The following is a 26,774-nucleotide window of genomic DNA, read 5'->3' on the forward strand; positions in this document are numbered from 1 at the left end:
TATGCAGGGTATCGTTCCATCTTTCTTCACAAAACGACCTGGGGAAGAAATCTTATCTATATTACAATAGAAAAAACTATATACAAAATAAACATAGTGGGAATTTCACATCTCGATCGAATTGATAAAAGGTGATTACCATGAAAAGAAACAAACATCATTTCAACGTGTGGATTCTAATCCTTTCGACAGCAACATGTATCATACTCATCATCGGTTGGGCACTCGCTTTATCCGATATTTTACATACGCCAACCCGTCAATCCATCATCCACTCGCCAACCGTTCAACCGAACAAAACACAAAAAAATCTCTTACTTGGACTAGGTGATTCGTTGACTCGTGGAGAAGGAGACGAAAAAGGTCAGGGCTACTTTGGTATCGTCAAAAAAAATCTAGAAAAGGAGAAAATGCCTTCGTTTTCAGCAAGCAACATGGCAATAAGTGGACAAAAATCATCAGAATTGATTGGGCAGATACAACGAAAAAATATACAAAAGATAATTAGCGAAGCAAGATGGATCACTTTAACCATCGGCGGTAATGATCTCAAAGAAAGTATCGGAACCAACGATAAAATCGATGTAAAACAAGCAGATCAAGCCCGTAAACAGTACATCACAAATTTAAAGCTCGTTTTAAATACAATAAAAAAGTTAAATCCAGACGTAAAATTATTTATCTTTAGTCTTTACAATCCATATGGAGATTTAAATGATCAAATCCAATCGAATGAGCTGATCCACCAATGGAATGAAGCGATACGTCAGACTACAGTCTCCTTTCCTTTTGTTGTCATGGTGCCTACTTTTGATCTCTTTCAACTCGCACCAAAAAAATATTTATACACAGATCATTTTCATCCAAATCATGCAGGTTATCAACGAATGGCAACTCGCTTAATGCAAGTTTTATCTGATACAACTCTTCATAAGGAGTTGAGCGCATGACTGATTACCAAATTCCTGTTTTAGAAGTGACTCAATTAGGAAAGCGGATTGGAAAGAAAACAATCGTAAATGACTTATCGTTTAGCATTAAACAAGGCGAAATCTTTGGTTTTCTGGGACCAAATGGCGCTGGGAAAACAACAACCATTCGTATGTTAGTCGGTTTGATCCGCCCCACCAGCGGAACAATTTCGATTGGCGGTTTCTCTTTGGAAAAACATTTCACTCGAGCGATTAGCCAAGTTGGTTGTATTGTTGAAAATCCTGAGTTATATCCTTATTTAACAGGTCGGGAAAACTTACAAATTTTTGCACGAATGCTGCCATCAATCGATGAAGAACGTATCGATGAAGTGGTTCAACTGGTTAAAATGGAGCATCGTATCGATGAAGTGGTGAAAACCTATTCATTAGGAATGCGTCAAAGACTCGGAATTGCACAAGCGCTTTTAGGAAGACCAAAATTATTAATTTTGGACGAGCCCACCAATGGTCTTGATCCATCTGGCATTCGGGAACTTCGTAGTTTTATAAGGTACCTAGCTCATGACGAAGGGATTAGTGTCTTTGTATCCAGCCATATTCTCCATGAAGTACAACTGCTCTGTGATCGTGTAGCAATTATCCATCAGGGGCAAATCTTACAAACCGCTGATATTGATCAATTAATATCTGAGCAAACACGAATCGAATGGCACCTATCTCCAATCGACAAAGCGATAAAATGTTTGCAAAACATCTCCTTTATCTCATCGCTGGAGAGTGATACAGAGCAAAATAAAGTATGGGTACATATGCCACCTAGCCGCATTGCAGAGACGAATCAATCTCTAATTGAAAACCAAATTGCTGTTATGAGCATTCAACCTTATCAAAAAACACTTGAAGATATCTTCCTGGAACTAACACGGGGTGATACAGTTGTCACAAATGATGAATCTAATTTATAACGAAACATTAAAAATGGTTCGCAAACGTCGATTACTAGTGATTGGATTATTATTACTCGTCTTATTGCCGATATTCACCTATTCACAGTATAAAGCGATTCAGGACTCGGTCAAGCAAGTAGGGTCCTCAGACTGGCGAATTGTGTTACAACAGCAAATTGTCGATCAACAAAATCGACTCTCTTCCAGCCGGATTCCTCCTGAATGGAAGGGTCTGATCAAAATGAATATCGCTCAACAACAATACTACTTAGATCACAATATTAATCCAAATGCTCCTGGTGCGCCTACCTTTATTCGCAACTTTGTAGAACAAACCATCACGCTTTTTTTACCACTTCTTATCGTGATTCTTGCAGCAGATATGGTATCTTCGGAACATACAGGGGGTACGATTAAATTACTTTTGACTAGACCAGTACAACGATGGAAAATTCTATTGAGTAAATATATCACCCTGATCTTGATGATATCCTTTGTCCTGTTAACAACGGCTATACTCTCTTATTTGATATCAGGAATTATTTTTGGATATCGTGGATGGGATTTACCGGTGATTACTGGTTTTCAAATCAAAGGTAATCAATTGATCACATCTGCTACACATTTGATCCCACAATGGCAATATATTGTCATGGCATATGGTCTTGCTTGGTTTGCTTGTCTTACAGTAGGTACGATATCTTTTACAATTTCTGTCTTGGTTCGTAATACAGCAACAAGTATGGGAATCATGTTAGCAGCCTTGATTACGGGAATGCTTCTAGAACAAGTCTCACCATATTGGAATGCGATCAAATATTTTGTCTTTTCGAATTTAAGGCTGACAGATTATTTATCTGGTAAGCCAATGATGACTCCAGGTATGAGTCTAACATTTTCTTTAAGCGTTTTAACAATATGGTCGCTCATCGCGATCCTCATTGCCTTTATCACTTTTCAAAGACGGGATGTGCTTGAATAGCTTTTAAATATTGACTTTCCTTCACTTAACTACTATAATTCTGGAAACAAAATCTGAACAAAACCATTCGACGAATGAGAGAGTATGAAATGATGTGATTCACAGCGAGCTGGGTTGGTGTAAGCCAGTATAAACACGTTTCAGAAACGCACTCAGGAGAAATTGAATTGTTATCAGAACAATTCAATCGGGTTCCACCCGTTACCTGGATAAAAGTGGCACAATTGTGCAAGCGGAGTGGTACCACGGGCAATTCATTCTCGTCTCCAAGATCAACTTGGAAACGAGTTTTTTCATTTCAAGGAGGAATACTTATGGATCATAAACTGCTATTTGCTAAGGTGTTACATGAACAAGGAGAACTTCCATTTGACATCCAAACGATCAAACAATTGATTGAAACACCAAAACGTATCGAAATGGGAGACTTCGCATTCCCATGTTTTGCACTTGCTAAACATTTACGTAAGTCTCCAGCCATAATAGCACAAGAGTTACAAGCAAAAATTACTGACCCCATCTTTGATCATCTTGAGGCTGTAGGGCCATACCTTAATCTCTTCCTGAATCAAGAAAAAGTGAGTCAACATATTTTTAAACAGATTATGGAACAAGGTTCAGATTATGGTCGCAACCAAAATGGAAAAGGAGGAACTGTTACCATTGATTTATCAGCACCTAATATCGCAAAACCGTTTTCAATGGGTCATCTCCGTTCAACAGTTATTGGAAATGCAATCGCAAATCTGGCTGATAAAAATGGCTACCAGCCTTTTCGTATTAACTATATTGGTGATTGGGGTACTCAATTTGGTAAATTAATTGTTGCATATAGAAAATGGGGGAATGCTGAATCAATCCAGCAAAATCCCATTACCGAACTACTAAAATTGTACATACGTTTTCATGAGGAAGCTGAAAATAACCCTAGGTTAGAAGAAGAGGGACGAAAAGCATTCAAGGCACTAGAAGATGGAGAGCCAGAAGCGATTCAGCTTTGGAAACAATTCCGTGATGAATCGCTCAAAGAGTTCTCACGCATTTATGACTTGCTTGGTGTTCACTTTGATTCATTTCAAGGAGAGTCTTTCTACAACGATAAAATGGATGAAGTAGTAGAGATATTACAAGAGAAAGGATTACTTGTCGAAAGTCAACAAGCGCAAGTGGTAAAGTTAGATGAAGAAGAAATGCCTCCTTGTTTAATTAGAAAGTCTGATGGTGCCACCCTGTATGCGACTCGTGATTTAGCTTCTGCACTCTATCGTAAAAGGACGTATCACTTTGTTCGTTCACTTTATGTTGTTGGTAATGAACAAAGTTTACATTTTAAACAATTGAAGGCTGTGCTGAAAAAAGCAGCTTATGCTTGGGCTGACGAGATGGAACATATCTCATTTGGAATGATGCTAAAAAACGGAAAAAAAATGTCCACTCGGAAGGGTCGCATTATTTTACTTGAGGAAGTTTTACAGGAAGCCATTGAACGCACTGAAACAATTATAAATGAAAAAAACCCAAATCTTTCTGACAAAGCACAAGTAGCAAAACAAGTGGGACCAGGAGCGGTCATCTTCCATGATCTAAAGCATCATCGTACCAATGATGTTGAATTTTCATTTGAACATATGCTGAACTTTGATGGAGAGACAGGTCCCTATCTCCAATATGCATATGCTCGATGCAAATCTTTACTACGAAAAGCAAATTTCACCCCTTCTTCTCAGGTAAATGGTGTTACTGATGAACAGGCATGGCCGATTGTTCGATTGATATCCGACTTCCCAAATGTAATTCGCACTGCTTGGAATAACTATGATCCTTCTAAAATTGCTCGTTTTGCCCTTGATTTAGCTAGGTCACTCAATCAATTTTATGCACATGTTCACATTCTTTCTGATCCAGACCATCAGCAAGAGCGACTGCATTTAATTTATTCAACAGCAATCACATTAAAAGAATCTCTACGTCTATTAGGACTCAAAGCACCAGAAGAGATGTAATCTACATACCATCAATCTTTTGATTGATGGTTTACTTCTTAATATAAAATTCTATTTTTTTACAATTTAAAACATGATATGGATATTAGTAAAATGCTATTTAATAGAAATTTTATGCTATAATATATCAAGCGCTAAACCATAGGAGGTAATATATGCTAAAGTTATTTAAAAAATCTGCTATAGTAGCTATCATTTCAGTCTTCGCTATTGCTTTAAGCATTAGCAGCGCATTGGCGCGTCCTGATGACCCAGTCGCGCCTAATCCATTAGTCGGTCAATTAGTTCATATCACAGCAGAAAAAGGCAAAACAGCCTCCACTTTTACTCAAGAATGGAAACAGCAATGGAATGCATCAAAAGTTAATCTATCCATCCGCTGTTGGGAACAAGGAGTTACAGGTTACAATGCTCCAGGAACTCCACAAGTGACAGCAGTTGTAACCAAAGCAAATGGTGGTAAGGTAGAAGGCGCACAACCGCAGACCATTACATGTCATAAAGATTACAATAGTAAAAAGCCTTACAGCTATTTTACAAATGATGGGGTTAAATTGATAGACAAACAGGGTTACAAAGTTCAATTTTCCCAAACCAACAAAACAAAATATGCGGTAACGGTCTCTGTGGACTATATTTTGCAACCAGTTTTTGGTGTAAAACCAACACCACAAAAACCTGCTAAACCAAAAGCTAATAATAAGCCAAGTAAATCAACAAAACCTGCTCCATCATCAACAAATCAGCCACAGCAATCTAAACTTAATCAATCATGCAATCAGCTAAATAAAGATATAAGCAAATTCCCAGGGGTGGATTGCTTCCAAATGGGGCAAAAAAGCCCTTATGTTGAGTTACTGGGCAAAATGTTAACAAAAGCAGGCTATGGTAAAGGTGGAAAAGGTTTTTATAAAGTAGGTCCTACACCCACTTTCACTGAAGTAGATCGACTTTCACTTCAACGTTTCCAGCAAGATCATAAACAACTGGCTGGAGACGCAGATGGTTATCCAGGTCCACTAACCTGGCAAATCCTTGTCAAGGAATCAGGTTATCAAAAATAATCATTTCCAATAAAGATCACTGAAAACCTTTCAGCGATCTTTATTTTTTGATACAATTTTCGGAAAATAACGAGAACCAAAAAGCTACTGAGACGCTTTTCAATCTAAAGAAAGGCGCCAAACCATCAGATTTCTTCAAAAAATAAATCAAAAGCACTCCTTGAAACAGGAGTGCTTTTAGGACTTAAAAATCCACTATATTGAAATTCATTTTATCCTATTTACTTAACCCAACCTTCTCTGGATAACATTGTGTTCCTTCGATCTTCACAAGTTTCTGGAATGCTTCTAATAACTGTTTCATCACAGGGCCTGGTTTCCCATCATTGATCTGACGGGTATCAACTTTTACAACGGGTATTACTTCTGCAGCCGTCCCAGTAATGAAAACTTCATCTGCCGTGTAAACACTTTGAAGTGTAAATGGTTCCTCAGTCACAGTTAAACCTAGTTTACCCGCTAAATCAATAATGGCTTTCCGAGTCACTCCTTCTAGAGCTCCTACATAGCTAGGTGGAGTGTATATGATTCCTTTCTTTACAATGAAGATATTATCAGCTGTACACTCCGCTACATAGCCACTACTGTTTAACATAAGCGCTTCTTCGGTTCCAGCTTGCTTTGCTTCGATTTTTGCTAGAATATTGTTTAGATAATTTAGCGATTTAACGCGTGGATCTAATGCATCAGGACTGATCCGTCTTGTAGATGCAGTTACAATCGGTAATCCTTGTTCGTATAGCGATTTAGGATAAAGGCGAACTTGATCAGCGATAATCACCACATTTGCACTGGAGCAACGATCAGGGTCTAAACCCAATTCACCAATTCCACGTGAAACAACCAAACGTAAATAAGCATCAGTCAAGTCATTTTTTCGCACACATTCTACAATGTGCTTCTCCAACTCATCCATTGTATAAGGGATGGTCAATAAAATCGCCTTTGCAGAATCGTACAGTCGATCAAGATGCTCACGCAAACGAAATACATTACCGCTATAAACACGTATGCCTTCAAATACACCATCACCATATAAAAATCCGTGATCGAAAACGGAAACTGTTGCTTGCTCTTTCGTTTTGTACTCACCATTTAGAAAAATATAACGTTCAGAATTCGACATGATGAAACACCCCTTCTGTAACCACATGAATTGCTACTTTTTTAACGATTGGAGCTCATTCACTTGAAAAGACGGATACGAACCAAGCACTCGAACATTACATCCTAAAGCTTTTATTTCAGCTAATGCTCCTCTCATCAACACATGCTCATGAGATAATTCAGCATCAATAATGAAAAAATAATTTCCTAAACCCGTCTTTGTTGGACGAGACTCAATATGTGAAAGGTTGATCTTGCGCCATGAAAATGTGGCCAATACTTGAAACAGAGCGCCAGGATAATCTGAAGGCAGGGTAACTTGTAAACTTGTTTTATGTTTTACAGATTTTTGCTCTTCTTGAAAATCAACCCATTTATGACCAATGGCAATAAAACGAGTAAAGTTATTTTGATGATCTTGTATATCTTCTTCCTTGATCACAAGATTTCGTGTTTCACCTGCTCGTTTCGTACCAATTGCTAAGGCAAGATCTTCAGGATTTGACTGTAAAATTGTCGCCCCTTGCGCGGTACTCTCTGTATAAATAATCTCAGCTTGAGGGCAAATCTCATCGATCTTTTCTTGGCATTGTGCAATTGCCTGAGGATGTGAATAAATTCTTACAAAATCTTGAAGTGGGCGATTTGCATGTTGAGGATGAACAAGTAAACATTGAGAAATTGGGTAAATCACTTCCCCAATTATCGGTACGTCTACATGATGGATTAGCCAGTCAATCGTTAGATTTACTGAGCCACCAACAGCAGTCTCTACGGGAACTACAGCTAAATCTGACACCCCTTGATCAACGGCTGTTAGCACATCTGGAATAGTCGGATAAGGAACTAATTCGGAGTTTTTATTTGAGAATAGCAATTGAGTTGCTTCATGAGTAAAAGTTCCTTGCGGACCAAGATAGGCAATTGTCTCTACCATTTAGATTAAACTCCTAAAACTTTTCCCCCGAATGTACTACATTCTTCCACCTCTGTCAATTGCAACTTTACCCCTTCTGCTACAGTTTGCAAAGACTCCACAACAGCAGACACTTCTAATCGGGAAAACAAAGATTCAAAATATGCGATCAAACGCTCTTTCTCCTGAGTAAATGCAAGGATTGTTGGACCTGCACCACTTAGCGCAACACCCAAAGCTCCCTCTTGGCTTGCTGTCATCAAGGCCTCACTTAAACCGGGTACCAAAGATTCTCGATAAGGTTGATGAAAATAGTCTTCCATCGCAACAGATAATAATTCCCAGCGTTTTGTTAGTAAGGCGGCGGTTAAAAGATTCGCTCTGCTACTTACAAGTACTGCATCATTCCTCCGATAAAATTCTGGTAATACTTGGCGCGCTTGCTTTGTGAAAAGCGTTGCATCAGGAATGGCAACAACCACATCTAGTTCAGGTGGTTCAATCTGAACAAATTTTACATGATGACCATCCCAAGACCCAATCATGACCCCACCATATAAAGAAGCACCTACATTATCAGGATGATCCTCCCATTTTGTCGCCTGATGTAAAATTTGCTCTTGATTCCAAGGGTTACCTAATAAATGGTTAGCCGCTACTAATCCGCCTACTATAGCGGCAGCGCTACTACCCAAACCACGTGCGAGCGGAATTTCATTTTCAATGGATAAATGAAAAGTAGGGAGCGATTGACCATGCTCATCAAATGCTTTTTTCATCACTCGAATGATCAAGTTATTTTCATCAATTGGAAGAGTCTCTCCAAACCCCTTCACCTGAATCTTCAACTGCTCATGTGGTAGAAAAGTAAGCTGTAAATAACGATTTAGGGCTAAGCCAATTGAATCAAACCCAGGACCTAAATTGGCAGAGCTAGCGGGAATTACGACGCGAAATGGTTGAAACTCCTTCATAAGACAGCATCCTTCTCTGGTAACATAGCCGATACCAATGCTTGATAATCAAATGGCACAACTTTTGGTTGAAAGTTGGTATGTTGAATCGCTGTCTGAGGGTCTTTTAATCCATTTCCAGTTAGTACACAGACCACTTTTTGACCTGCCACCAACTCTCCTTGCGCTTTCTTCTTTATAACACCTGCAATCGAAGCACATGAACCAGGTTCCGCAAATACACCTTCTGATTTGGCTAGTTTCTGATAGGCAGCTAAAATTTCTTGATCTGTAACACTATCAATGAGTCCATTTGATTGATCACGAGCTTGAACAGCAGTTTCCCAGCTTGCGGGATTACCAATGCGAATGGCAGTTGCGACTGTTTCGGGCTTTTCAATAGGTTTTCCTTGTACAATTGCCGCTGCTCCCTCTGCTTCAAATCCCCACATTTTAGGCAATGTTGATGTATATCCATGCTCATGATACTCTACAAAGCCCTTCCAATATGCTGTGATGTTCCCAGCATTCCCTACTGGCAAAGCCAATATATCAGGAACTTGTCCCAATTGATCGCTTACTTCAAATGCTGCTGTTTTTTGACCTTCAATTCGATAAGGATTTACTGAATTAACTAGCGTAATAGGTTGCTCTGCCGCAACTTGTCTAACCATGGCCAATGCTTGATCAAAATTCCCCTCAAGAGCTAAAATTTCTGCTCCATACATAATAGCTTGAGACAGTTTACCCATTGCCACATAATTATGCGGGATCACAACCAAACAACGTAGCCCCAGACGAGCTGCATATGCTGCTGCTGAAGCTGATGTGTTACCTGTCGATGCACACATGATAGCACGACTGCCCTCTTCTACGGCTTTTGCAACTGCTACAACCATTCCGCGATCTTTGAAGGAGCCTGTAGGATTTGCACCTTCCCACTTCAGATAAAGTTCTACTCCTAATTCATCTGAAAGCTGCTCAGCAAAAATTAACGGAGTTTCCCCTTCATATAAAGTTAATTTTGGGGTTTGCTCCGAGACTGGTAAGAATGAAGCATATTTTTCTAAAATTCCTGTACGCATGACTCTTCTCCCTCTATATGTTTACTTGCCTCCTGTACCAATTACAACAACACGATTTACACCTTGAACGTTGCGAAGCCTCTCCATAACATCATTTAAATCATGATTTAAATGAGCTGTATCGACTGACATCGACACGGTCGCTTCACCATGTAACGGAATCGTTTGATTAATGGTTAGAACATTGGCTCCCTCATTTGCTAAAAATGTAAGGACACTTGAAAGAATTCCAGCTTGATGTTCTAATAACATGGAGACTGTAACAATCTTCTCTTTTACCATAGCACTAAAAGGAAAAACACTATCTTTATACTTATAAAATGAGCTACGACTTATTCCTACTTGCTCAACAGCCTCTTGAACAGTTTCTACATCTCCACTCTCTAAATATCGCTTTGCCTGTAATGTCCGTTGAATAGCTTCTGGTAACATATCATAACGAACTAGTACAAATTGATCTTTCTGCGTCACAATTTGTCCTCCAAGAAAAAACAATTGTTTTTATATGAAAGACATTTTACCAAAGATATAGATGATGTTGCAACCGTTTTTTCATGATAGACTGATTGTAACGAAACAAACAAAGGAGAGAAAGCAATGGTTTCTGTACTTTTTGTATGTCTTGGTAATATATGCCGCTCACCAATGGCTGAAGCTATTTTACGATATCAAGTTAGGCAAGCAAATCTCGAAGCAGACATCCAAATTGACTCAGCCGGTACATATGATGGGCATGTTGGAAAACCACCTCATCAGGGTACGAGAAAACAGCTTAATCAAGCAAAAATCCCCACAACAGGAATTGTTTCCCGGGTAATAAAACCCACTGACTTTTTTTCATTCGATTACTTGATTGCAATGGATCATGAAAACATCGCAACACTTAAACAACTTGCCAATGGAAATGACCATCATATTTATTCATTTGTTAACTTTATTCCCAATACAAATTATTCATATGTTCCAGATCCATATTATACTGGTGATTTCGAAGAAACATTCCAATTAGTGAATGAAGGATGCAAATATATCTTGGATTATATACGCGAAAAGCATAAATTATAAGAAATGCCCTCATCATTTTATATGAGGGCTCAGCTTGTAGACAAAGTAAAAGTTCCATCAATATTTCACGCTTCGCCTCCATTTCAGGCTGCGAAGAAGTCTTCAAGGCGCCTCGACTACTTGCTCAGGGCGGTATCAACTCGGCTAACGCCTCAAACAGTACTACCGCCTATTCTTCGCTTCATAGTCGAGACTTTGTAGCGCCTGAAAGTCGCTCTGCAGCGAAATATTGACTTCACGATTTCTCCTTCTTCTACCCAATTGTACGACATCGTCTTTTTAACATATAGGTTTTCCATCAGTCTGTGCCCTCATCATTTTATATGAGAGCTTCACTCTGTTAAAATATGATTAGTCAACATCAACATGATCACTAAATTCAAATTCCATATCGCCAATTCGGATTGTATCCCCTTCAACGGCCCCCATACCTCTTAAAGCATCTTCAATTCCCATCTTACGAATCTGCTTAGCAAACCGCATGATACTATCATGATATTGAAAATTCGTCATTTCCATTAATTTTTCTACTTGTTCACCACTTACTCGAAATGCCTCATTCTCCTGTGTAATCTTAAAATCTGGTTCAGTAGGTGGTGCTGTATAAATTTTTCGCTCATCAGAAACGGTCTCATCTATTGGATCAGGTGTTGGGCTCATTTGCTCGACTCGTTCCACTTCATCCATAATTGCATATAGCAAAGGGCGCAGTCCTTCGTGAGTAATTGCTGAAAGCGGATAGATAGGCCATTTGATTCCATCAGCCTGACATTGTTCCTTAAAAAGAGCTAATTGTTCTTCTGCCTCAGGCAAGTCCATTTTATTTGCTGCAATGATCTGCGGTCGATCTTCAAGATGTGCTTTATACTGCCTTAATTCATCGTTAATTTGCAGATAATCAGAAAATGGGTCTCGTCCTTCTGAACCTGCCATGTCGATCACATGAACCAGAACCTTCGTTCTTTCTACGTGTCTTAAAAATTGATGACCGAGTCCAATTCCCTGATGAGCGCCCTCTATTAACCCGGGCAAGTCAGCCATCACAAAGCTTCGACCTTGATCAACTTTTACGACTCCAAGATTCGGTGAAAGAGTAGTGAAATGATAAGCACCAATTTTTGGACGAGCCGCTGAAACTACTGAAAGCAAAGTTGATTTTCCAACACTGGGATAACCGATTAGACCCACATCCGCCAATAATTTCAGCTCTAACTCAATCCATCTCTCTTCCCCCTTCTCCCCATTTTCTGCAATTTGAGGGGCGGGGTTAACAGGCGTAGCAAATCGATTATTTCCTCGTCCACCTCGTCCACCCTGAACTACTACTGCTTCCTGTTGATGAAAAGTTAAGTCAGCAAGTAGATTTCCTGTCTCTGCGTCACGTACTACTGTTCCTGGAGGCACTTTCACGATACGGTCTTTTGCATTCGCTCCATGTTGACTCTTCGAACGACCATTCTCTCCCCGATCTGCTTTAAAATGCTTCTGATAGCGAAAATCAACTAATGTTCGCAGCCCTTCATCCACTTGAAATACCACATTGCCCCCATGACCACCATCTCCTCCAGCGGGACCACCTTGAGGAACATGAGCCTCACGACGGAAAGCAACCATTCCGTTCCCTCCATCGCCACCCTTAACATAGATTTTGACAAAATCAACAAACATTGCCATTAACCTCTCTTCTGTTTTAAGAGTTCTATGTACATTTTTGAAGTTCTTACTTGTTTACAAGTAACTCCCCAAGGTTCTAAAGAATGTTCTAGTTCCTTCCACGCTTCAGGCATAAAAGTAAAAGCAGCTAGCTTTCCTTCTTCCGTTATGCGCTTAATCACAGTATCAATACCATGCTCAGAGCTACTAAATTCTAAATATAAATCTGTCCACTCAGGTTGATTTTTCGCTTGTTCCTGTAGCCAAGTAAAGAAGATTTGTAAAACAAAATATAAATCTTTTTGATCCTTAGCAGATACTTGAAAGGGGTCACGAAGTGAGATATAAAAACGCCACATGGAATAACGATGTTCTAATAATAATACGAGTGTGGAGAGAGGTGCATAAGTAATATCGGCAATTCGACGGTCACGCATCGCTCGATGAATTAATTTTTGTAAGTAACGTTTCATCTCAGCTGGCTTTTCTAGCATCAAAAAACCCATCAAAACCTGTACATGGTTCATCCAGTCATGGCGCATTCGTGTTAATACATGCTTAATCTTTTTTGCCTCTCTTACTCTATTTTGCTCACGTACACGTCGCGTCATGTAAACAATAGAAATTATAAGTAATGCTAATGATGCCAAAACACAGTAAAAAATATCTTTACGTTCCCCAACCTGTAGGAGAACATAGATTAATAACAAAATGGAGGGGCTAAAAGCTAAAAGCCATTTCCTTGTTTCCGCATCCATAAATTCGCTCTCCCTTCATTCATAAAAAAAACCCTAGCAACCGAATGGCTAGGGTTCCATCAATCTTGATTAAGCTTCTGCGGTTGCTGCCACTTCCGCCTCCGTCACTGGATAGATGCTGACCTGCTTACGGCTGCGACCGACACGCTCAAAACGGACAACACCATCAGCTTTGGCAAACAGTGTATCGTCACCACCAATACCCACATTATGTCCAGGGTAAATTTTGGTTCCACGTTGACGAACTAGAATGCTTCCAGCGGACACTAATTGTCCATCTGCACGTTTAACACCTAAACGTTTTGAATGACTATCACGTCCGTTTTTTGTTGAACCAACACCTTTTTTAGAAGCAAAAAATTGAAGATCCATCTTTAACATATTCATTCACCTCTTTTCAGTTTGTAACTTTACAAAATCTGTATATCCGTCAGCAATGTTTTGTAATGAATAAATCATTGCTTCTAGTAATAATTGCAATTTTTCACTTGATGATTGATCTAGATTGGATGGTACTTCTATTGAAAGTAGACCATCTGATGTGGGCGCTGGACATATGTCAATCGATAGTAGATGTTCAATTGCATTGACAATGCCAATCGCAATTCCCGAAACAGCAGAACAGACAATATCGGAACCGTATTCAGCAAAATCTGCATGTCCTGAAATGTACACATTGGTTATTGCATCACCATGTCCGCGCCTCACACGAATATCAATCATGAGAATTGAATCTGTTCAATCTGGACTTGAGTAAACGGTTGGCGATGCCCTTTTTTCCGCTTATAATTTTTCTTTGGCTTATATTTAAAGACGATGATCTTTTTACCACGCCCATGTTTTACTATTTTAGCCGTAACTTTCGCGTTTGCAACCAGAGGTGTACCTACATTTATCTCACCATTATTGTTGACAAGTAAAACCTTATCAAAGGTAATCGTATCTCCCTCGGATACATCTAATTTCTCAACTGTCAGGACTTGATTTTCTTCCACACGATATTGCTTTCCACCTGTTTCAATAAGTGCGTACATATTGATCCCCCTTTTACTTAGGACTCGCCAGATGTGGGAGCATAGTTGCTTTTGATCCCTTTCTGAGCGGTATAACGACAATGAACAGGCCTTATTCTACCAAAAAAAAAGCTATTTGTCAAAGCGTAAGTGATCTTTAAAATATCTTTGAAGCAATCGATCCTCAGTGATCGTTTCGTGAACTTGATTCTTTTCATCAACGAGCTGGAAAAAGTGATACCTCTCTCGAAAAAGATAGTGAAACCAATATTTATAGGGTAAGCCTTTCTTTATCTTGGTCCATTCGACCTTTTGACTTATCTGCTGCTGCTGTGTGCGATGAAGTAGAAAACGCAACTGATAAAAAGGTATTTGTCTTAGAAACTGGATATTTAAAACAAATAAAAAAATACCGACTAACAGCATCGTTAAATGAACCGTTGCACCTGGTGACAACAGAGCGAAAATGATCATCAGTAGACTCAGACACAGACTTAAAATACCAGTTACCCTTAATGCAATCCGATAAGGAAAATATAAGCTTAAAAGAGCCTGTATAACTCGCCCACCATCCAAGGGATAAATAGGCAATAAATTAAAACATGCAATCATTACATTACACCAAATAAAAAACTGAGTCCATTCCTTATTCCACCAATCTACTCCATAAAAAAATAGACCAGCTATGATCAAAAATACATGTTGAAAGGGACCCGCCAAAGATACAACCAATTCCTCTTTTGCTGTAATCCCTCCCCACTGATCTAGCTGAACCAACCCACCAAAAGGAAGTAATTCAAGTCCTCTTATTGACCAGCCATAAGCCTCTGCTGCAAGTAAATGACCCCATTCATGAACCACTACTAAAACAAGCAAAGTCAATATTTCAATAAACTGCCCTGTCCAAACAGCAATCACAATGACTAAGCCCAGTAACGGATGAATCTGAACAGGGTACCTAAACAGCAAAAGGAATCACTTCCACAGGATCAATAAATCGTCCACTCTTTCGATATGCGATATAGACAAACGACCCCCGATCTTGATTCATTACTTTCCCTAATAGATCACTTGATCGAATCCATTGTTTTTTCTTTACATGTAATTCTTTTAGAAAGCCAAACCAAGTTTGTCTACCATCAGAATGTTGAATTACAACTGTTTGACCTAATCCTTTTTTCAGTCCTGCAAAAACAACCCAACCAGCAGCCGGTGCGGTTACAACAGCATTTTTTTGAGTCTTTAATAGAATCCCTTTCCGTTTTGGATCAAAAGGCATTACAACCTCACCACGAACAGGCATCGTCATGAATTCTGTTCGTTTTGTGGTGGTTGACTTCTTCGGTGAAAAAACAGGTAAAAAGGCAACTTGATTTCCCCATTTTTCACGATACCATTGGGAAAGTGCCGAAAATTGAAAATCCTGATTGACCGCTGTATTTATCCAGTACTGAACTTGATGTGCCTTGATCGAATTAGATTGATAAATTGTATAGGTAAATGCAAAGAGCAGAATCGATATAACTGTTTGAATCAGTAATTTTTGCTGGAAACTTCTCTTCTTATATGATGGATGTTTCGCTTGTCCATCCCATTTTACCTCGCTAGATCGAATTTCCTGCCAAGGAGCAGGATATGAAGCGGGCGGAATTCCATTTGAAAATCCTTGCTGAATTAGCTGGAGTTGCTCTGCTCTTCTTTTTTTAATATTGTTTTCCCAAGGTTGCATAACCTCTTCCTCCCTACCTTTGTCCACTCTGGTACAAGGTATGTGAAAAAAGTTAAGTTATGCTTATGAAGCACTAATCGTTCATTTTTTGTTGATTATCTACATGTGCATTTTCAAGGATTTCAAGCGAATCTTTATATTCTACTGATTCGATTTGGCAATTACGTCCGATTGTAATTCGATTGCCTCTTACAATTTTCGCTTTTGTGCATTCCAGATATATTTCTTCACCTTCAATCACATCAACCTCTAAAATGCCTGACCAATCAAAAAACTTCTTTATCATAGTTTGAAATAGATAATCATTGGGGTATTGAATCTTAATGTTTTGCCCACCAATTTCTTGAATTTTACTATTTGTATATGGCATTATTTCAATCGTTTCTGCATTTAGAAGACCATTTATTTTTAAAACACCTCTTGATTTGAACTCTTCAACCTCACAATCCTTTTGCACCTGTAAACTACCAAATGATTGAAGTTGATGACCTCGAAAATTGCCTTGTACACTTAAAATGCCAGGCGCATATAAAGTGTGAGCCTCTAGATCTTCCTCAAATTTTGCATGTCCATGAAGCGAGAGTTGCTTGATCTTTGATGATTTTCCTACCTGAATCACACCTGTCACTTTTACTTCTTCACCAACTAATCCTCCATTGATTGTTGAATATCCATGACAAACGAGCGAATTTGTGCGAACTGATCCTAGTACCTTGCTTGTTCCACTAATATGAAATGTCTCGCTTTCAACAGAGCCGGTAATTTTACCCGTGCCATTAATTTGAATACTTTTACCCCGTACATCACCAGTGATTTGTCCTGATCCATTAATGTGAACTTGAGAAGCATCGCCAACATTTAAGTTTGTAGAGTCATCGTGAATGAATCCCTTCTCTTCCATCCATAACACCCTTTCTATTCAGCTCTTATTTTGTCAACCATCTCTTGAAGGTCAATCTCTACAATTTTTCGTGCCTCAGGATCAATTAAAATTTTTTCTTCTGCTGATGTGATGAACCAAATACCTACTCCAAACTTCCTTAGTAAAATTAAATATTGGTGATCACCAACCGTAACGCTTTCTTTCACTAAAGCAACCATTTGTTTACCCTCGTCCCATGTAACTTGACCTGACTGCATCAAGTCCTCGAAAATACGCAAGCTAAGCAAAGCAGGGATCGTGAGGGTTTCTTCATTAGGATAAAGAGAATGATAAAGTTCAATGCTCTCTCTTCGTAATAATTCCTGCTCTTCAATCTCCGTGATCTTTAAGATGACATCATTTCTTTTTGTAAACATTTTGGCAATGTCATCTAGAGATAATTGATCTTTTAATTCCTTGATCTTTTGAATCCTTAGTAACACTTTATCTTCAGGAAAATATGTCTCTTGACCAGTATAACTAGACTTTTTTATAAACCATTCCTCAGGGATCATTTTTTTCCGTTTCCAACGATAGAGTTGTCCATATGAAATCCCGGTCAATTTGAGCAATTCTTTCTTTGAAATCAAACGAGACACCATACATCCCTCCTTTACAAGCATCGTAACATAACATTGTTTCGCTATCAAGCCGATTCCATACAATTTATGCTTTTTTTCAAATAAAATAGAAGACACCGCAGAAAACGGTGCCCTTTTAAAACACTATGCAAACCCTAGCCATTTTTTCATTCGAAAAAACATATTCGATTTCTTTTGTAAAATCATTAAGGGAACCATTTCACCTTGAATTCGTTTAGCGATATTTCTGTAAGCCTTTCCTGCTAAACTATTAGAATGGGCAACAGGTTCTCCAAGGTTTCCACCTCGTATCACCTGTTCGTCATCAGGTACGACGCCTAATAAGTCTATTGCTAGCATAGCAACCACTTCATCTATGTCCATCATTCCACCATCGCGGACCATCTGCGTACGTAGACGATTGACGACCAATTTAGGTTGTGCTATGCTCTCTTTTTCCAAAAGCCCGATAACACGATCTGCGTCACGTACTGCTGTGCATTCGGGAGTTGTCACTATAATTGCTCTATCAGCTCCAGCTATCGCATGTTGAAATCCTGTTTCTATGCCAGCAGGACAATCAATAATGACAAAATCAAATTCTTCTTTTAACTCAGCTACTAGCCAACGCAGTTGATTCGCATTGAGCGCTGTCTTATCTTTTATTTGTGCAGCAGGTAGTAAATATAATTCCTCACAACGTTTATCCTTGATAAGAGCTTGACGGATTCGACATTTCTTTTCTACTACATCGATAATATCGTAGATAATACGATTTTCTAAACCAAGTAGCACATCAAGATTCCTTAATCCAATATCGGTATCGATGAGGCATACCTTTTTATTTGACAGAGAGAGGGCGGTACCGATGTTAACCGACGTTGTCGACTTTCCCACTCCACCCTTTCCTGAAGTGATCACGATACTCTCTCCCATAATCGATTACGAGGTTGCTAGAAATTTCGGCAACATCTCGCAATTACTCCCTCCCTTCATGCTTACCCATTCAAATCCCACGATGATAAGGCTCTTTCCATTCTTTTTCGGGTCGTATTTGGCTTAGTAGATGCATTTTTTCTACAGATATTTGCTCTCCATGAACATAAGCAAACTGCATTTCAACTTCTTTCTCTTCCCAATGGTCTGGAGGACGAGATATAATTTCCGCAATACGCAGTTGAGTAGGGCGTAAAATAGATGCAGCAATAATTGCCGTATGATCTCCTTTCACTCCCGCATGTGCAAGTCCCCGTAAAGCACCTAACACAAAAATACTTCCTGTTGATTGGATAATACCGCCTGGATTTACATCGCCAGCAAAAAGTAAATCTCCAACATGTTGTAAAACCTGACCAGAGCGAACAGTACCAACAAGCATTTGAATACCATGCTCGGGTTCTAACAGATATGAGCCAGCTTCTGATTCAAACCCCTGAATCTGTAAGTTCTTTCGAATCGCAAACAAATTACGGAGTTCTAACTCTTCTTGCTTGGTAATCTGTCGTTTACCTAGTTTGATCTGTACCTTCATCTCTGGTCCATCCCAAATATGAGCAGCATTATTATGTTCTAATTTATATTTCAGCTCATTCATAATAGCTGTAAAGGGGCGCGAGTCATCAAGAAAAAAGAGGAGTCCTTCTTTTGTCCCTTTTATGGTTACGCCTGGTTTCAACACTTTCCCCATCCAACGTCACCCCGTCTCACTTTTTACATTTCGATATCTTCCTTCTTTTTCCTTCTCTATCAAGATCCGAAAAAAAAGAGAACCTGATGAAAACCTTTCATCATCTTCTCTTTCACTGGTGTATGAATCTTTCATCAGGAATCAAACCATTTTCCTTCATACTAAAATAATTAAGATCACCGATCACTATATGATCCACTACCTCGATCCCAATCATTTTTCCACTCTCCACCAATCGAAATGTAATTTCTATATCTTCTGTACTTGGACTTGGATCACCACTTGGGTGATTATGTATACAAATAATTCTGGCTGCACTACATTTTACAGCCTCACGAAAAATCTCACGTGGATGAACAACAGAAAGATTAAGACTACCAATAAAAATACATTTCTTATCTATTACCCTATTTTTCGTATTCAGAAACATACAGATAAAGTGTTCTTGTTGATAGAACCGCAATTCGTTTCTAATCATGTCTACAGCGTCAATAGGTTGATGAATAAATTGTCCATCCGTACTTGTCACTTGCCTAACTCGCTTCCCCAATTCAAGCCCCGCTAATAGTTGAACAGCCTTTGCAGGTCCTACCCCATGAATTGCTAATAACTCATGAAAAGAAATCTGCGCCAAGCTTTGTATACCACCGACTTCCACTAAAATCTTCTGAGCCAGCTCCATTACCGATTCCCCAGCACTACCTGTACGTAACAATAGTGCTATCAATTCTCCATTAGACAAAGATTTAGGACCATTCTCAATCATTCGTTCACGTGGTCGATCTTCTAATGGGAGTGATTTTAATAGCAACCCTGATTCTCCTTTCTTACAATATTCATTTTAGACTCATAGCATTTTTTCAGCGAAATTGATTCATAGACTTGTCAATTTGACGAAATAGATCCTGTAATAACACTAACGAAAGGCCTACTACATTAAAATAGCATCCATCAATTCGATCAATTAATGTCGCTCCAATCCCTTGAATGCCATATGAACCAGCCTTATCCATTGGTTCCCCTGTCAAAACATATTCTTCTATCTCACTTTTCAATAAAGTTCTCATCCAAACTCGTGTCATACGCACTCCGCTTTTACACTCTTTCACAACCCCATCAACCAGCTCTATCAATGTAATGCCTGTGTAGACTTGGTGCTCTTTCCCCTGTAGCTGAGTTAACATTTGAATCGCTTCATGTTGATCCTTAGGTTTGCCTAAGATTGATATTCCGTCAAATACTATTGTATCTGCCCCGATTATCAAGGCATCTGTAAAATCTTGTTGTGCAGCTTTGGCCTTACGTATTGATAATTCTTGAACAATCTTTTCAGGAGTTAAAGAACAATTTGTAATCGTTTCATCCACTTGATAATTAACTGGTGTAAAATGAAGACCTAACTGGGAGAGTAGTTCACGCCTTCTGGGAGAGCCAGATGCTAAAACTAATTCCATTTTACGAACCTCCGTTTATCTATGTTGTACTAAGAAACTGTTTATAAGCAATTATATATCTGATCAGCTCTTCCTGCATCTGAGCGACTGAACCATCCTTAAACAAAACATCACGCAAAGACTCGAGCATCTCAACTAGGGGCTCTTTTTGAATCATCGTTAATGAACGAGTTTGATCCTGAATCGAACTTTCTAAATCAAAGAACGAATTTTTGAGTGATTTTTTATCCGAGAATGATTGATTTGTTTGCAAATTCACCAATTGATTCCAAATTTGATTGCTTTTTCGAAGAGAAATTTGAACAGATGGGGGAACAGAAGGTTTCTCATTAGCCAAATGCCAGTTAACTGGATAAACTTGAATCCCTTTGCTTTGAAAGAGCTTAACATATTCTCTTGCCTTTTGTTCATTATTTGTTACGCTGACATAGACCCGATAAGGTGTCCTTGAGGAAATCACAGCAGATAATCCCTTTATATGTAACTTCCTAGCTTTTTGTATAGCTCCTTGCTGATTGCGATAATGACCCGCCTGTAGTAGATAAATAGTCGATAACTCATGGGATGAAGATTGGTTTTTTATGATACTCTGCTCTTTTTTCGGAGGAAGATACAAGTGAGAATCAATCGTTCGATCTGAATATTTGAATTTATCGGAAAATATAGAGAGGACTGAAAAGCCTAATACCAATCCCACCAAGATCGCACCTAAAATAGAGACCAGAAAAGGTAACGCACGACGCCATAACTCTCTAAAAGTACTTCTATTAGGAGTGATGGTCGATTCTACTGAAGGACTACGCCAATATAACGCTTCCTCATAATCATTTCCTGGGTTCTTCATTGTTTGATGTTGTACCAATTTATTTGTTACAGATGACTTAGGTAAACTTGCTAATTTCTTCTTTTGCTGTTTTCCATTTTTTGTTTGAATGTTTATTTTTGGATCTGGCAATTTACTCATCCTTTCTACCTTCTAATACAAAAGTGATGATAGCCACTGATATCCGTATATGTAACTACAGATGATACCCATTGAAAGGTGAGGAGCAAAGGGAATTTTGGCTTTCCAATCGACAGATTTACTTCTGATCCATTCAATCAAAATCATAATGAAAGTGCTCATTGAAGCAAGCCATAAAGCGAGTATAAATATATATCCATCAATAAATAATGAACTTATGGCCAGCAGTTTAACATCTCCCCAGCCCATACATCTTGTCCAACTAATAAGAAACGACAACAGAGAGGTGATCGCAAAAAAACGAATGAACTCATCAAAAGAGATGTTAGTAAGAAAAATAAATTTGCTGATGATGTAGATGATAAGTCCAATATAAATACATAAATCCGGAATAAGCCCTGTCCATTGATCAGCACAAGTAGCGATCAACAGTACAGCTAGCAAGCCAACAAACAAAAATTGTTGTTCTAATAACATTTGCTGTACCTTAGAAGCTGTCATGAAACCAATGGCAACTGAAAACAAACAAAAATATAGTGAATCAATCCGCGGAATCAATATCTGATACCTTTTTTGTAGAATCCATTTTGTCAACCATGGAGTCAATGCATAGATCATTTGAGCTAAAATGAAAGAAATGATAGACACAAGCCGTCTCACCTAATCTTGATCGTATTTTGTAAAATAAAGAATCGCTCATGTGTTCGATATTACCATATTTTACATATTTTTTCCATAGTGTTTTTTTGTAATATTTCGTCCAAATCTAGGCTGTGCGTAATAATCAAAAACCGATATTGTATAGATTATAAAATTTAATTTAGGAGGCATCTCATTATGCTACAAGTTGAAAAAGTAACAGGTGGATACTCTCTATCACATGCAGTCATCCACCAATTAACTTTTTCAGTTACAAACGCCGAAATAGTTGGGTTAATCGGTCTAAACGGAGCTGGTAAAAGTACAACGATTAAACACATATTGGGACTTATGTCTCCGCATACTGGAACGATCAAATTAGATGGAAATTCATTGAAAGAAGATACCAAATCATATCGATCAAAAATAGCATATATCCCAGAGGTTCCACAATTTTATGAAGAGCTTACTCTTTGGGAGCATCTTGAATTAACTGCTTTAGCCTATCAAATCCCTACGGAAACTTTTCTATCACGTGCTAACGACTTATTAGAACTGTTCCGTATGCAGCGCGCAAAAAAATGGTTCCCAAATACATTTTCAAAAGGGATGCAACAAAAAATTATGATCTTATGTGCCTTCTTAGTTGAGGCAAAGTATATGGTGATTGATGAACCGTTTGTTGGTCTTGATCCTCTCGCCATCCAAGCTATTCTTCAACTACTCCTAGAGATGAAACAAAAAGGAATGGGCATCCTCCTTTCAACCCATATTTTAAGTATGGCTGAAAAGTACTGTGACCGCTTTTTAATTTTAGATCAGGGACGAATCAAATTAGCAGGTACTCTACAAGATATCCAACTACAATTAAACCAACCATCTATATCATTAGAAGAATGTTTTTATAAAGTGGTGAACGACTGATGACAACGGAACAATTGTTTCAAAAGCGAATGAAGCATAGTTGGCGACAAGCGATACATATCCTCGTCTCGATCAGTAGAGGGAGTGGATTTCCAATTTTAATCGGAATGATCGTCATATTTTTCTATATGGGCTATCAACAATTTTTAACTTGGTATCCCGCTGATTTTCCATTAGCCCTAATGCTAGCTATTGTTTATGCTCCCATAATCACTTTTACAAATATTCGGACTTGGCTTCAAAAGGCAGATCTCATATTTCTATTACCCTTGGAACATCGCATGCAAAGTTATTTTAAACAAAGCTTAATCTACACAGGCAGTGTTGACCTGATTCGAATGTTATTTTTGTTTTCGGTTGCTTATCCTGTTTTCCGTTTACATATGGGCTCTTCACTCGATTATCTACTTACATTGTGTTGGATGATCGCTCTGCAAATCATGAATTTACTTCTAAAATGGAATGTTCTACGTTCTAAACAACTCTTTACTCCCTTTCAACAAAAACTATGGGATCTATTACGAGTCTTCATCATTTTTTTTGCTCTCTATACGTTTTTACAGCATTACTGGAGTGGAGCATTGATCAGCATCATCATTATGCTTGTTCTTCTCTTTCAGTCTCAACGAAATGCGTCCCGTATTTATCCTTGGGAAAAAATGATCCAAATTGAATCGAATACCCGGGTCCGGTTTTTAAATTGGGTTAATTGGTTTGTTGATCTTCCATTTCATGCCGAACGCACAATATATGCTCGTAAATGGCTCATGTGGATCATTCAAAAGACAGAGAGACATCAAGACGCATTTCTTTACCTGTATACCCGCTCTTTTATCCGTGATAGGGATTTATTTCCAATGTATTTACGTATTAACTTCTTTTTCGCATGTCTGATCATCTTTATACCTTCTGTTTTCTTCCAGTTTTTTGCCATTGCACTAAGTATGATTTTAGAAGCGATTCAACTATTAGATATTGCAAATCCAAATCGTTATCCAATCTGGATTTCACTATATCCACAGCAAAATACATTACAATGGTCGAGGCTAATCAGAAATTTACTGTTTGTACAAATGTTTTTCTTATCATTCGTCGCATATTTCTCAAACATACCTTTATTAAGTATCTGCACGCTATTATTGATTGGTGGAATTTCTATCGTTTTATATGTCTATCTTTATTTACCTTTTAAATTTAAAAAAGCTAACCCTACATTATTGGGTTAACTCTTGAATATCTTGCGCAATTTGTTTTGGATTTGGACGAAGCCCATCATAAAATTTACGAACTTTCCCTTGCCCATCTATTAAATAAAATTGTGAAGGATGATTGACTAATAAAGGCATCTCTTTTGATGGTCCAGGTTGTTGAGTGATGGTTCCTTTAAAAGCAGTCTGGACTATCTTCTGTACATCTGTTAGTGAATATCCTGTTAAAAAAGACCAGTTACTCAAGTCAGCAGAATATTTTGTAGCAAACTTTTTTAGTATCTCAGGCTGATCATAAACCGGGTCCGCACTAAATGAAACAATGGAAACATCTAATTTTTGATTCTTTAGCTCTTTTTGAACTCGGCTCATGTTTGCAGTCATGGGTGGACAAATATTAGGGCAGCGAGTAAAGATAAAATCAGCTAGCCATACCTTGCCTTTCATTTGAGGCAATCCAAATGACTGACCGTTTTGATCCACTGCCTGAAAAGAAGGTACGTGCCAATTCATATCGGATACATCATTTGTTTGCTGTTTCTCATTCGATGTTAATGACTCTTTTTGCTCCTGCGAAGAACATGCTGTAAGCAGTAGACTGATCGAAAACAAAATCATAATACTCAATCTAACTAAATTCATAAAAAGTCTCCTTTCCACTTCTCTCCTCGTCATTTTTAGCATAGCACATAAAGAAAAAGCCAGCGCTTACGTCACAAATTTGCAACGAAACCGTTGGCTTTTTCATATTAAAATAAACAGACTCACGAACGTGTGATGGTATGCTGCTTTAATCTTTCGACTAACTGATACGAAACTCGCCAGATATCACCTGCACCCATTGTGATAACCAAATCTCCCGCTTTTATCTCTGTTAGTAAATAATTTAGTACATCTTCTTTTTGATCAATAAACACTGCTTCTTCATTGCTATTTTTACGGATTAACTCTGTCAATCGTTCGCTGTTTACTCCTTCAATCGGTTGCTCACCAGGAGGAGCATAAATCGTGTTAATCACTAACTTGTCCGCTTGAGTAAAGGCGCGACTAAATTCATCCATTAAAAGATGCGTTCGTGAATAGCGCTGCGGTTGAAAAACAATGATCAGACGCCGATTTAGTGCTTTTGCAGCTTCGAGTGTAGCTTGAATCTCCGTTGGATGATGGGCATAATCATCCACTACCAAGACCTCATCGTGTTCTCCAATCACTTGAAACCTTCTTTTCGCTCCTTGAAACTGCGAAAGTGCACTTGCGATTTCTTCAAAAGATAAACCCATTTCTAAACAAACAATAATCACAGCCAAAGCATTTGAAACATTATGCTTACCAGGAATCCCTAAAGTCACGTCTCCTAGAGCTATTTCACCTTTCTTCACAGTAAATGTAATTTTCCGTTCTTGTTTACGCAAATTGACAGCTGTATAATCGGCTTGTTGATCTACACCATATGTAATAGCTCGGCCTCCTACATGATCATGAAGCTCTCGAACATAGGAGTCATCCCAACAAAGTACAGCGATCCCTTCCGAATGTACCTGACTAACAAAAGAACGATATGCTCGCAATAGCTTTTTAAAATCGCCATCATAATTTTCTAAATGGTCAGCTTCAATATTGGTGATCACAGCCATCATTGGATAGTAATTGAGAAAACTACCATCACTTTCATCTGCTTCAGCAACAACATATTCGCTTTTGCCCGCCTTTGCGTTCCCTTTTAAACCAACTACTTCACCACCAATAACATAAGTGGGATCTACACCGCAAATTTCCAATGTCTGTGCAATCATGGAAGAAGTTGTTGTTTTCCCATGTGCCCCAGCTACTGCAATTCCCCTTTTATCATTGAATAGTCTTGCCAACATCTGTGAACGGTGCAGTGTTTCAATATTGCTCTTCTCCGCAGCAACACGTTCAACATTATTTTCAGCAATACTAGTCGAATAAACGACAATATCTGCTCCATCGATATTGGACGCCTGATGTCCAATTGTTACCTTTGCTCCGCGCTGAATTAAATTTTCAACCAGTTTATTTTTTTCAACATCAGAACCGGTTACATAGCAACCTTGATCAAGTAAAACACGTGCAATCGCACTCATACCATAACCGCCGATGCCAATGAAATGAACATGTTCTTTTTCGTTCATATCAATCACCAACCTTTTTCTTAGATGTATTC

The 26,774-nt window shown here is 38.5% G+C and carries 30 protein-coding genes and 1 other annotated feature; of the genes, 8 read left to right on the forward strand and 22 right to left on the reverse strand.

The features are described from left to right. Window positions 1-140 precede the first annotated feature (140 nt). From BUB71_RS03040 to BUB71_RS03060, 5 genes are all read left to right on the forward strand, one after another. A complete protein-coding gene (locus BUB71_RS03040; protein WP_073151659.1) occupies window positions 141-950 on the forward strand; it encodes a GDSL-type esterase/lipase family protein in 810 nt (269 codons plus the stop codon). Next, a complete protein-coding gene (locus BUB71_RS03045) occupies window positions 947-1,900 on the forward strand; it encodes an ABC transporter ATP-binding protein (protein WP_073151662.1) in 954 nt (317 codons plus the stop codon). The genes BUB71_RS03040 and BUB71_RS03045 overlap by 4 nt, the downstream gene beginning before the upstream one ends. Next, window positions 1,872-2,864: an ABC transporter permease gene (locus tag BUB71_RS03050; protein WP_073151665.1), complete on the forward strand. Its 993-nt coding sequence runs from the start codon at window positions 1,872-1,874 to the stop codon at window positions 2,862-2,864. Before BUB71_RS03045 ends, BUB71_RS03050 begins: the two co-directional genes overlap by 29 nt. Before the next feature lie 61 nt (window positions 2,865-2,925). Beyond that, window positions 2,926-3,135, forward strand: a binding site (T-box leader). 43 nt (window positions 3,136-3,178) lie between these two features. Continuing rightward, on the forward strand, window positions 3,179-4,867 hold the full coding sequence (gene argS, locus BUB71_RS03055; RefSeq protein ID WP_073151668.1) for an arginine--tRNA ligase: 1,689 nt from the start codon (window positions 3,179-3,181) through the stop codon (window positions 4,865-4,867). Between the two features lie 155 nt (window positions 4,868-5,022). Beyond that, window positions 5,023-5,931 carry a peptidoglycan-binding protein gene (locus tag BUB71_RS03060; RefSeq protein WP_073151672.1) on the forward strand — a complete coding sequence of 303 codons (909 nt, stop codon included), beginning with the start codon at window positions 5,023-5,025 and terminating at the stop codon, window positions 5,929-5,931. A gap of 217 nt (window positions 5,932-6,148) precedes the next feature. On the opposite strand, the gene ilvE is transcribed toward BUB71_RS03060, so the two are convergent. Genes ilvE through BUB71_RS03085 form a run of 5 tightly spaced genes read right to left on the reverse strand, consistent with a single transcriptional unit; the run spans window position 6,149 to window position 10,463 of the window. Next, the gene (gene ilvE, locus BUB71_RS03065; protein WP_073151675.1) at window positions 6,149-7,057 is read right to left on the reverse strand and encodes a branched-chain-amino-acid transaminase; all 909 of its coding nucleotides are present in this window, start codon (window positions 7,055-7,057) and stop codon (window positions 6,149-6,151) included. 33 nt (window positions 7,058-7,090) lie between these two features. Further along, window positions 7,091-7,975 (reverse strand): prephenate dehydratase, encoded by an 885-nt coding sequence (pheA, locus tag BUB71_RS03070; RefSeq protein ID WP_073151678.1) that lies wholly within the window; start codon window positions 7,973-7,975, stop codon window positions 7,091-7,093. Between the two features lie 5 nt (window positions 7,976-7,980). Beyond that, complete coding sequence (gene thrB / locus BUB71_RS03075; RefSeq protein WP_073151681.1) at window positions 7,981-8,928, reverse strand: homoserine kinase; 948 nt, start codon at window positions 8,926-8,928, stop codon at window positions 7,981-7,983. Further along, entirely contained in the window at window positions 8,925-9,992 is a 1,068-nt protein-coding gene (thrC, locus tag BUB71_RS03080) for a threonine synthase (RefSeq protein WP_073151684.1), read from the reverse strand. The genes thrB and thrC overlap by 4 nt, the downstream gene beginning before the upstream one ends. Window positions 9,993-10,013: 21 nt before the next feature. After that, the gene (locus tag BUB71_RS03085) at window positions 10,014-10,463 is read right to left on the reverse strand and encodes an ACT domain-containing protein (protein ID WP_073151688.1); all 450 of its coding nucleotides are present in this window, start codon (window positions 10,461-10,463) and stop codon (window positions 10,014-10,016) included. Between the two features lie 126 nt (window positions 10,464-10,589). Between BUB71_RS03085 and BUB71_RS03090 the strand changes: the two genes are divergently transcribed. Continuing rightward, window positions 10,590-11,057, forward strand: coding sequence for a low molecular weight protein-tyrosine-phosphatase (locus tag BUB71_RS03090; protein ID WP_073151691.1), 468 nt, complete (start codon window positions 10,590-10,592; stop codon window positions 11,055-11,057). A gap of 351 nt (window positions 11,058-11,408) precedes the next feature. Here the strand turns inward: BUB71_RS03090 and obgE are convergent, their stop codons facing one another. From obgE to BUB71_RS03165, 15 genes are all read right to left on the reverse strand, one after another. Continuing rightward, window positions 11,409-12,725: a GTPase ObgE gene (gene obgE / locus BUB71_RS03095; RefSeq protein ID WP_073152770.1), complete on the reverse strand. Its 1,317-nt coding sequence runs from the start codon at window positions 12,723-12,725 to the stop codon at window positions 11,409-11,411. 5 nt (window positions 12,726-12,730) lie between these two features. After that, window positions 12,731-13,468 carry a Spo0B domain-containing protein gene (locus tag BUB71_RS03100; protein WP_073151694.1) on the reverse strand — a complete coding sequence of 246 codons (738 nt, stop codon included), beginning with the start codon at window positions 13,466-13,468 and terminating at the stop codon, window positions 12,731-12,733. 69 nt (window positions 13,469-13,537) lie between these two features. Then, window positions 13,538-13,849 carry a 50S ribosomal protein L27 gene (gene rpmA, locus BUB71_RS03105; RefSeq protein WP_073151697.1) on the reverse strand — a complete coding sequence of 104 codons (312 nt, stop codon included), beginning with the start codon at window positions 13,847-13,849 and terminating at the stop codon, window positions 13,538-13,540. Between the two features lie 6 nt (window positions 13,850-13,855). Continuing rightward, complete coding sequence (locus BUB71_RS03110; RefSeq protein ID WP_073151700.1) at window positions 13,856-14,191, reverse strand: ribosomal-processing cysteine protease Prp; 336 nt, start codon at window positions 14,189-14,191, stop codon at window positions 13,856-13,858. Then, window positions 14,188-14,502 (reverse strand): 50S ribosomal protein L21, encoded by a 315-nt coding sequence (rplU, locus tag BUB71_RS03115; RefSeq protein ID WP_073151704.1) that lies wholly within the window; start codon window positions 14,500-14,502, stop codon window positions 14,188-14,190. The genes BUB71_RS03110 and rplU overlap by 4 nt, the downstream gene beginning before the upstream one ends. Window positions 14,503-14,613: 111 nt before the next feature. Then, complete coding sequence (locus BUB71_RS03120; RefSeq protein WP_073151707.1) at window positions 14,614-15,450, reverse strand: M50 family metallopeptidase; 837 nt, start codon at window positions 15,448-15,450, stop codon at window positions 14,614-14,616. Continuing rightward, window positions 15,440-16,210, reverse strand: a complete 771-nt coding sequence (locus BUB71_RS03125; RefSeq protein WP_073151710.1) for a M23 family metallopeptidase — start codon at window positions 16,208-16,210, stop codon at window positions 15,440-15,442. The genes BUB71_RS03120 and BUB71_RS03125 overlap by 11 nt, the downstream gene beginning before the upstream one ends. 73 nt (window positions 16,211-16,283) lie before the next feature. Next, window positions 16,284-17,111: a polymer-forming cytoskeletal protein gene (locus BUB71_RS03130; RefSeq protein WP_073151713.1), complete on the reverse strand. Its 828-nt coding sequence runs from the start codon at window positions 17,109-17,111 to the stop codon at window positions 16,284-16,286. A gap of 14 nt (window positions 17,112-17,125) precedes the next feature. Then, window positions 17,126-17,734 carry a DUF4004 family protein gene (locus BUB71_RS03135; protein ID WP_073151716.1) on the reverse strand — a complete coding sequence of 203 codons (609 nt, stop codon included), beginning with the start codon at window positions 17,732-17,734 and terminating at the stop codon, window positions 17,126-17,128. A gap of 123 nt (window positions 17,735-17,857) precedes the next feature. Continuing rightward, window positions 17,858-18,649 (reverse strand): septum site-determining protein MinD, encoded by a 792-nt coding sequence (gene minD / locus BUB71_RS03140; protein ID WP_073151719.1) that lies wholly within the window; start codon window positions 18,647-18,649, stop codon window positions 17,858-17,860. Window positions 18,650-18,719: 70 nt separating this feature from the next. Further along, window positions 18,720-19,400: a septum site-determining protein MinC gene (locus tag BUB71_RS03145; protein WP_073151722.1), complete on the reverse strand. Its 681-nt coding sequence runs from the start codon at window positions 19,398-19,400 to the stop codon at window positions 18,720-18,722. Between the two features lie 112 nt (window positions 19,401-19,512). Next, window positions 19,513-20,211, reverse strand: coding sequence for a RadC family protein (gene radC, locus BUB71_RS03150; RefSeq protein ID WP_073151725.1), 699 nt, complete (start codon window positions 20,209-20,211; stop codon window positions 19,513-19,515). Between the two features lie 49 nt (window positions 20,212-20,260). Beyond that, the gene (locus BUB71_RS03155) at window positions 20,261-20,854 is read right to left on the reverse strand and encodes a Maf family protein (protein WP_073151728.1); all 594 of its coding nucleotides are present in this window, start codon (window positions 20,852-20,854) and stop codon (window positions 20,261-20,263) included. 19 nt (window positions 20,855-20,873) lie between these two features. After that, complete coding sequence (locus BUB71_RS03160; protein WP_073151731.1) at window positions 20,874-21,818, reverse strand: SPOR domain-containing protein; 945 nt, start codon at window positions 21,816-21,818, stop codon at window positions 20,874-20,876. A 12-nt stretch (window positions 21,819-21,830) separates the two neighbouring features. Further along, window positions 21,831-22,466: a prepilin peptidase gene (locus tag BUB71_RS03165; protein ID WP_073151734.1), complete on the reverse strand. Its 636-nt coding sequence runs from the start codon at window positions 22,464-22,466 to the stop codon at window positions 21,831-21,833. Window positions 22,467-22,655: 189 nt separating this feature from the next. Here BUB71_RS03165 and BUB71_RS03170 point away from each other — a divergent pair, with 189 nt between their 5' ends. Continuing rightward, a complete protein-coding gene (locus tag BUB71_RS03170) occupies window positions 22,656-23,381 on the forward strand; it encodes an ABC transporter ATP-binding protein (RefSeq protein ID WP_175552266.1) in 726 nt (241 codons plus the stop codon). Then, window positions 23,381-24,607: an ABC transporter permease gene (locus BUB71_RS03175; protein ID WP_073151740.1), complete on the forward strand. Its 1,227-nt coding sequence runs from the start codon at window positions 23,381-23,383 to the stop codon at window positions 24,605-24,607. Before BUB71_RS03170 ends, BUB71_RS03175 begins: the two co-directional genes overlap by 1 nt. On the opposite strand, the gene BUB71_RS03180 is transcribed toward BUB71_RS03175, so the two are convergent. Beyond that, the gene (locus BUB71_RS03180) at window positions 24,596-25,231 is read right to left on the reverse strand and encodes an SCO family protein (RefSeq protein WP_073151743.1); all 636 of its coding nucleotides are present in this window, start codon (window positions 25,229-25,231) and stop codon (window positions 24,596-24,598) included. The genes BUB71_RS03175 and BUB71_RS03180 overlap by 12 nt on opposite strands. Window positions 25,232-25,353: 122 nt before the next feature. Next, the gene (gene murC, locus BUB71_RS03185; RefSeq protein ID WP_073151746.1) at window positions 25,354-26,742 is read right to left on the reverse strand and encodes a UDP-N-acetylmuramate--L-alanine ligase; all 1,389 of its coding nucleotides are present in this window, start codon (window positions 26,740-26,742) and stop codon (window positions 25,354-25,356) included. Window positions 26,743-26,774: the final 32 nt, after the last annotated feature.

Source organism: Seinonella peptonophila, assembly GCF_900129355.1.
GTDB lineage: Bacteria > Bacillota > Bacilli > Thermoactinomycetales > Thermoactinomycetaceae > Seinonella > Seinonella peptonophila.

Bases quoted from the DNA above. Each gene is read 5' to 3' on its own strand.
- minD (WP_073151719.1), bottom strand. From the start codon at position 18,649: ATGGGAGAGAGTATCGTGATCACTTCAGGAAAGGGTGGAGTGGGAAAG.
- obgE (WP_073152770.1), bottom strand. From the start codon at position 12,725: ATGTTTGTTGATTTTGTCAAAATCTATGTTAAGGGTGGCGATGGAGGG.
- BUB71_RS03090 (WP_073151691.1), top strand. From the start codon at position 10,590: ATGGTTTCTGTACTTTTTGTATGTCTTGGTAATATATGCCGCTCACCA.
- BUB71_RS03045 (WP_073151662.1), top strand. From the start codon at position 947: ATGACTGATTACCAAATTCCTGTTTTAGAAGTGACTCAATTAGGAAAG.
- thrC (WP_073151684.1), bottom strand. From the start codon at position 9,992: ATGCGTACAGGAATTTTAGAAAAATATGCTTCATTCTTACCAGTCTCG.
- BUB71_RS03180 (WP_073151743.1), bottom strand. From the start codon at position 25,231: ATGAATTTAGTTAGATTGAGTATTATGATTTTGTTTTCGATCAGTCTA.
- BUB71_RS03130 (WP_073151713.1), bottom strand. From the start codon at position 17,111: ATGGAAGAGAAGGGATTCATTCACGATGACTCTACAAACTTAAATGTT.
- BUB71_RS03125 (WP_073151710.1), bottom strand. From the start codon at position 16,210: ATGCAACCTTGGGAAAACAATATTAAAAAAAGAAGAGCAGAGCAACTC.
- murC (WP_073151746.1), bottom strand. From the start codon at position 26,742: ATGAACGAAAAAGAACATGTTCATTTCATTGGCATCGGCGGTTATGGT.
- rpmA (WP_073151697.1), bottom strand. From the start codon at position 13,849: ATGTTAAAGATGGATCTTCAATTTTTTGCTTCTAAAAAAGGTGTTGGT.
- BUB71_RS03100 (WP_073151694.1), bottom strand. From the start codon at position 13,468: ATGGATGCGGAAACAAGGAAATGGCTTTTAGCTTTTAGCCCCTCCATT.
- thrB (WP_073151681.1), bottom strand. From the start codon at position 8,928: ATGAAGGAGTTTCAACCATTTCGCGTCGTAATTCCCGCTAGCTCTGCC.
- BUB71_RS03040 (WP_073151659.1), top strand. From the start codon at position 141: ATGAAAAGAAACAAACATCATTTCAACGTGTGGATTCTAATCCTTTCG.
- BUB71_RS03175 (WP_073151740.1), top strand. From the start codon at position 23,381: ATGACAACGGAACAATTGTTTCAAAAGCGAATGAAGCATAGTTGGCGA.
- BUB71_RS03155 (WP_073151728.1), bottom strand. From the start codon at position 20,854: ATGGAATTAGTTTTAGCATCTGGCTCTCCCAGAAGGCGTGAACTACTC.
- BUB71_RS03170 (WP_175552266.1), top strand. From the start codon at position 22,656: ATGCTACAAGTTGAAAAAGTAACAGGTGGATACTCTCTATCACATGCA.
- BUB71_RS03135 (WP_073151716.1), bottom strand. From the start codon at position 17,734: ATGGTGTCTCGTTTGATTTCAAAGAAAGAATTGCTCAAATTGACCGGG.
- ilvE (WP_073151675.1), bottom strand. From the start codon at position 7,057: ATGTCGAATTCTGAACGTTATATTTTTCTAAATGGTGAGTACAAAACG.
- argS (WP_073151668.1), top strand. From the start codon at position 3,179: ATGGATCATAAACTGCTATTTGCTAAGGTGTTACATGAACAAGGAGAA.
- BUB71_RS03145 (WP_073151722.1), bottom strand. From the start codon at position 19,400: ATGGGGAAAGTGTTGAAACCAGGCGTAACCATAAAAGGGACAAAAGAA.
- BUB71_RS03110 (WP_073151700.1), bottom strand. From the start codon at position 14,191: ATGATTGATATTCGTGTGAGGCGCGGACATGGTGATGCAATAACCAAT.
- BUB71_RS03060 (WP_073151672.1), top strand. From the start codon at position 5,023: ATGCTAAAGTTATTTAAAAAATCTGCTATAGTAGCTATCATTTCAGTC.
- pheA (WP_073151678.1), bottom strand. From the start codon at position 7,975: ATGGTAGAGACAATTGCCTATCTTGGTCCGCAAGGAACTTTTACTCAT.
- BUB71_RS03160 (WP_073151731.1), bottom strand. From the start codon at position 21,818: ATGAGTAAATTGCCAGATCCAAAAATAAACATTCAAACAAAAAATGGA.
- rplU (WP_073151704.1), bottom strand. From the start codon at position 14,502: ATGTACGCACTTATTGAAACAGGTGGAAAGCAATATCGTGTGGAAGAA.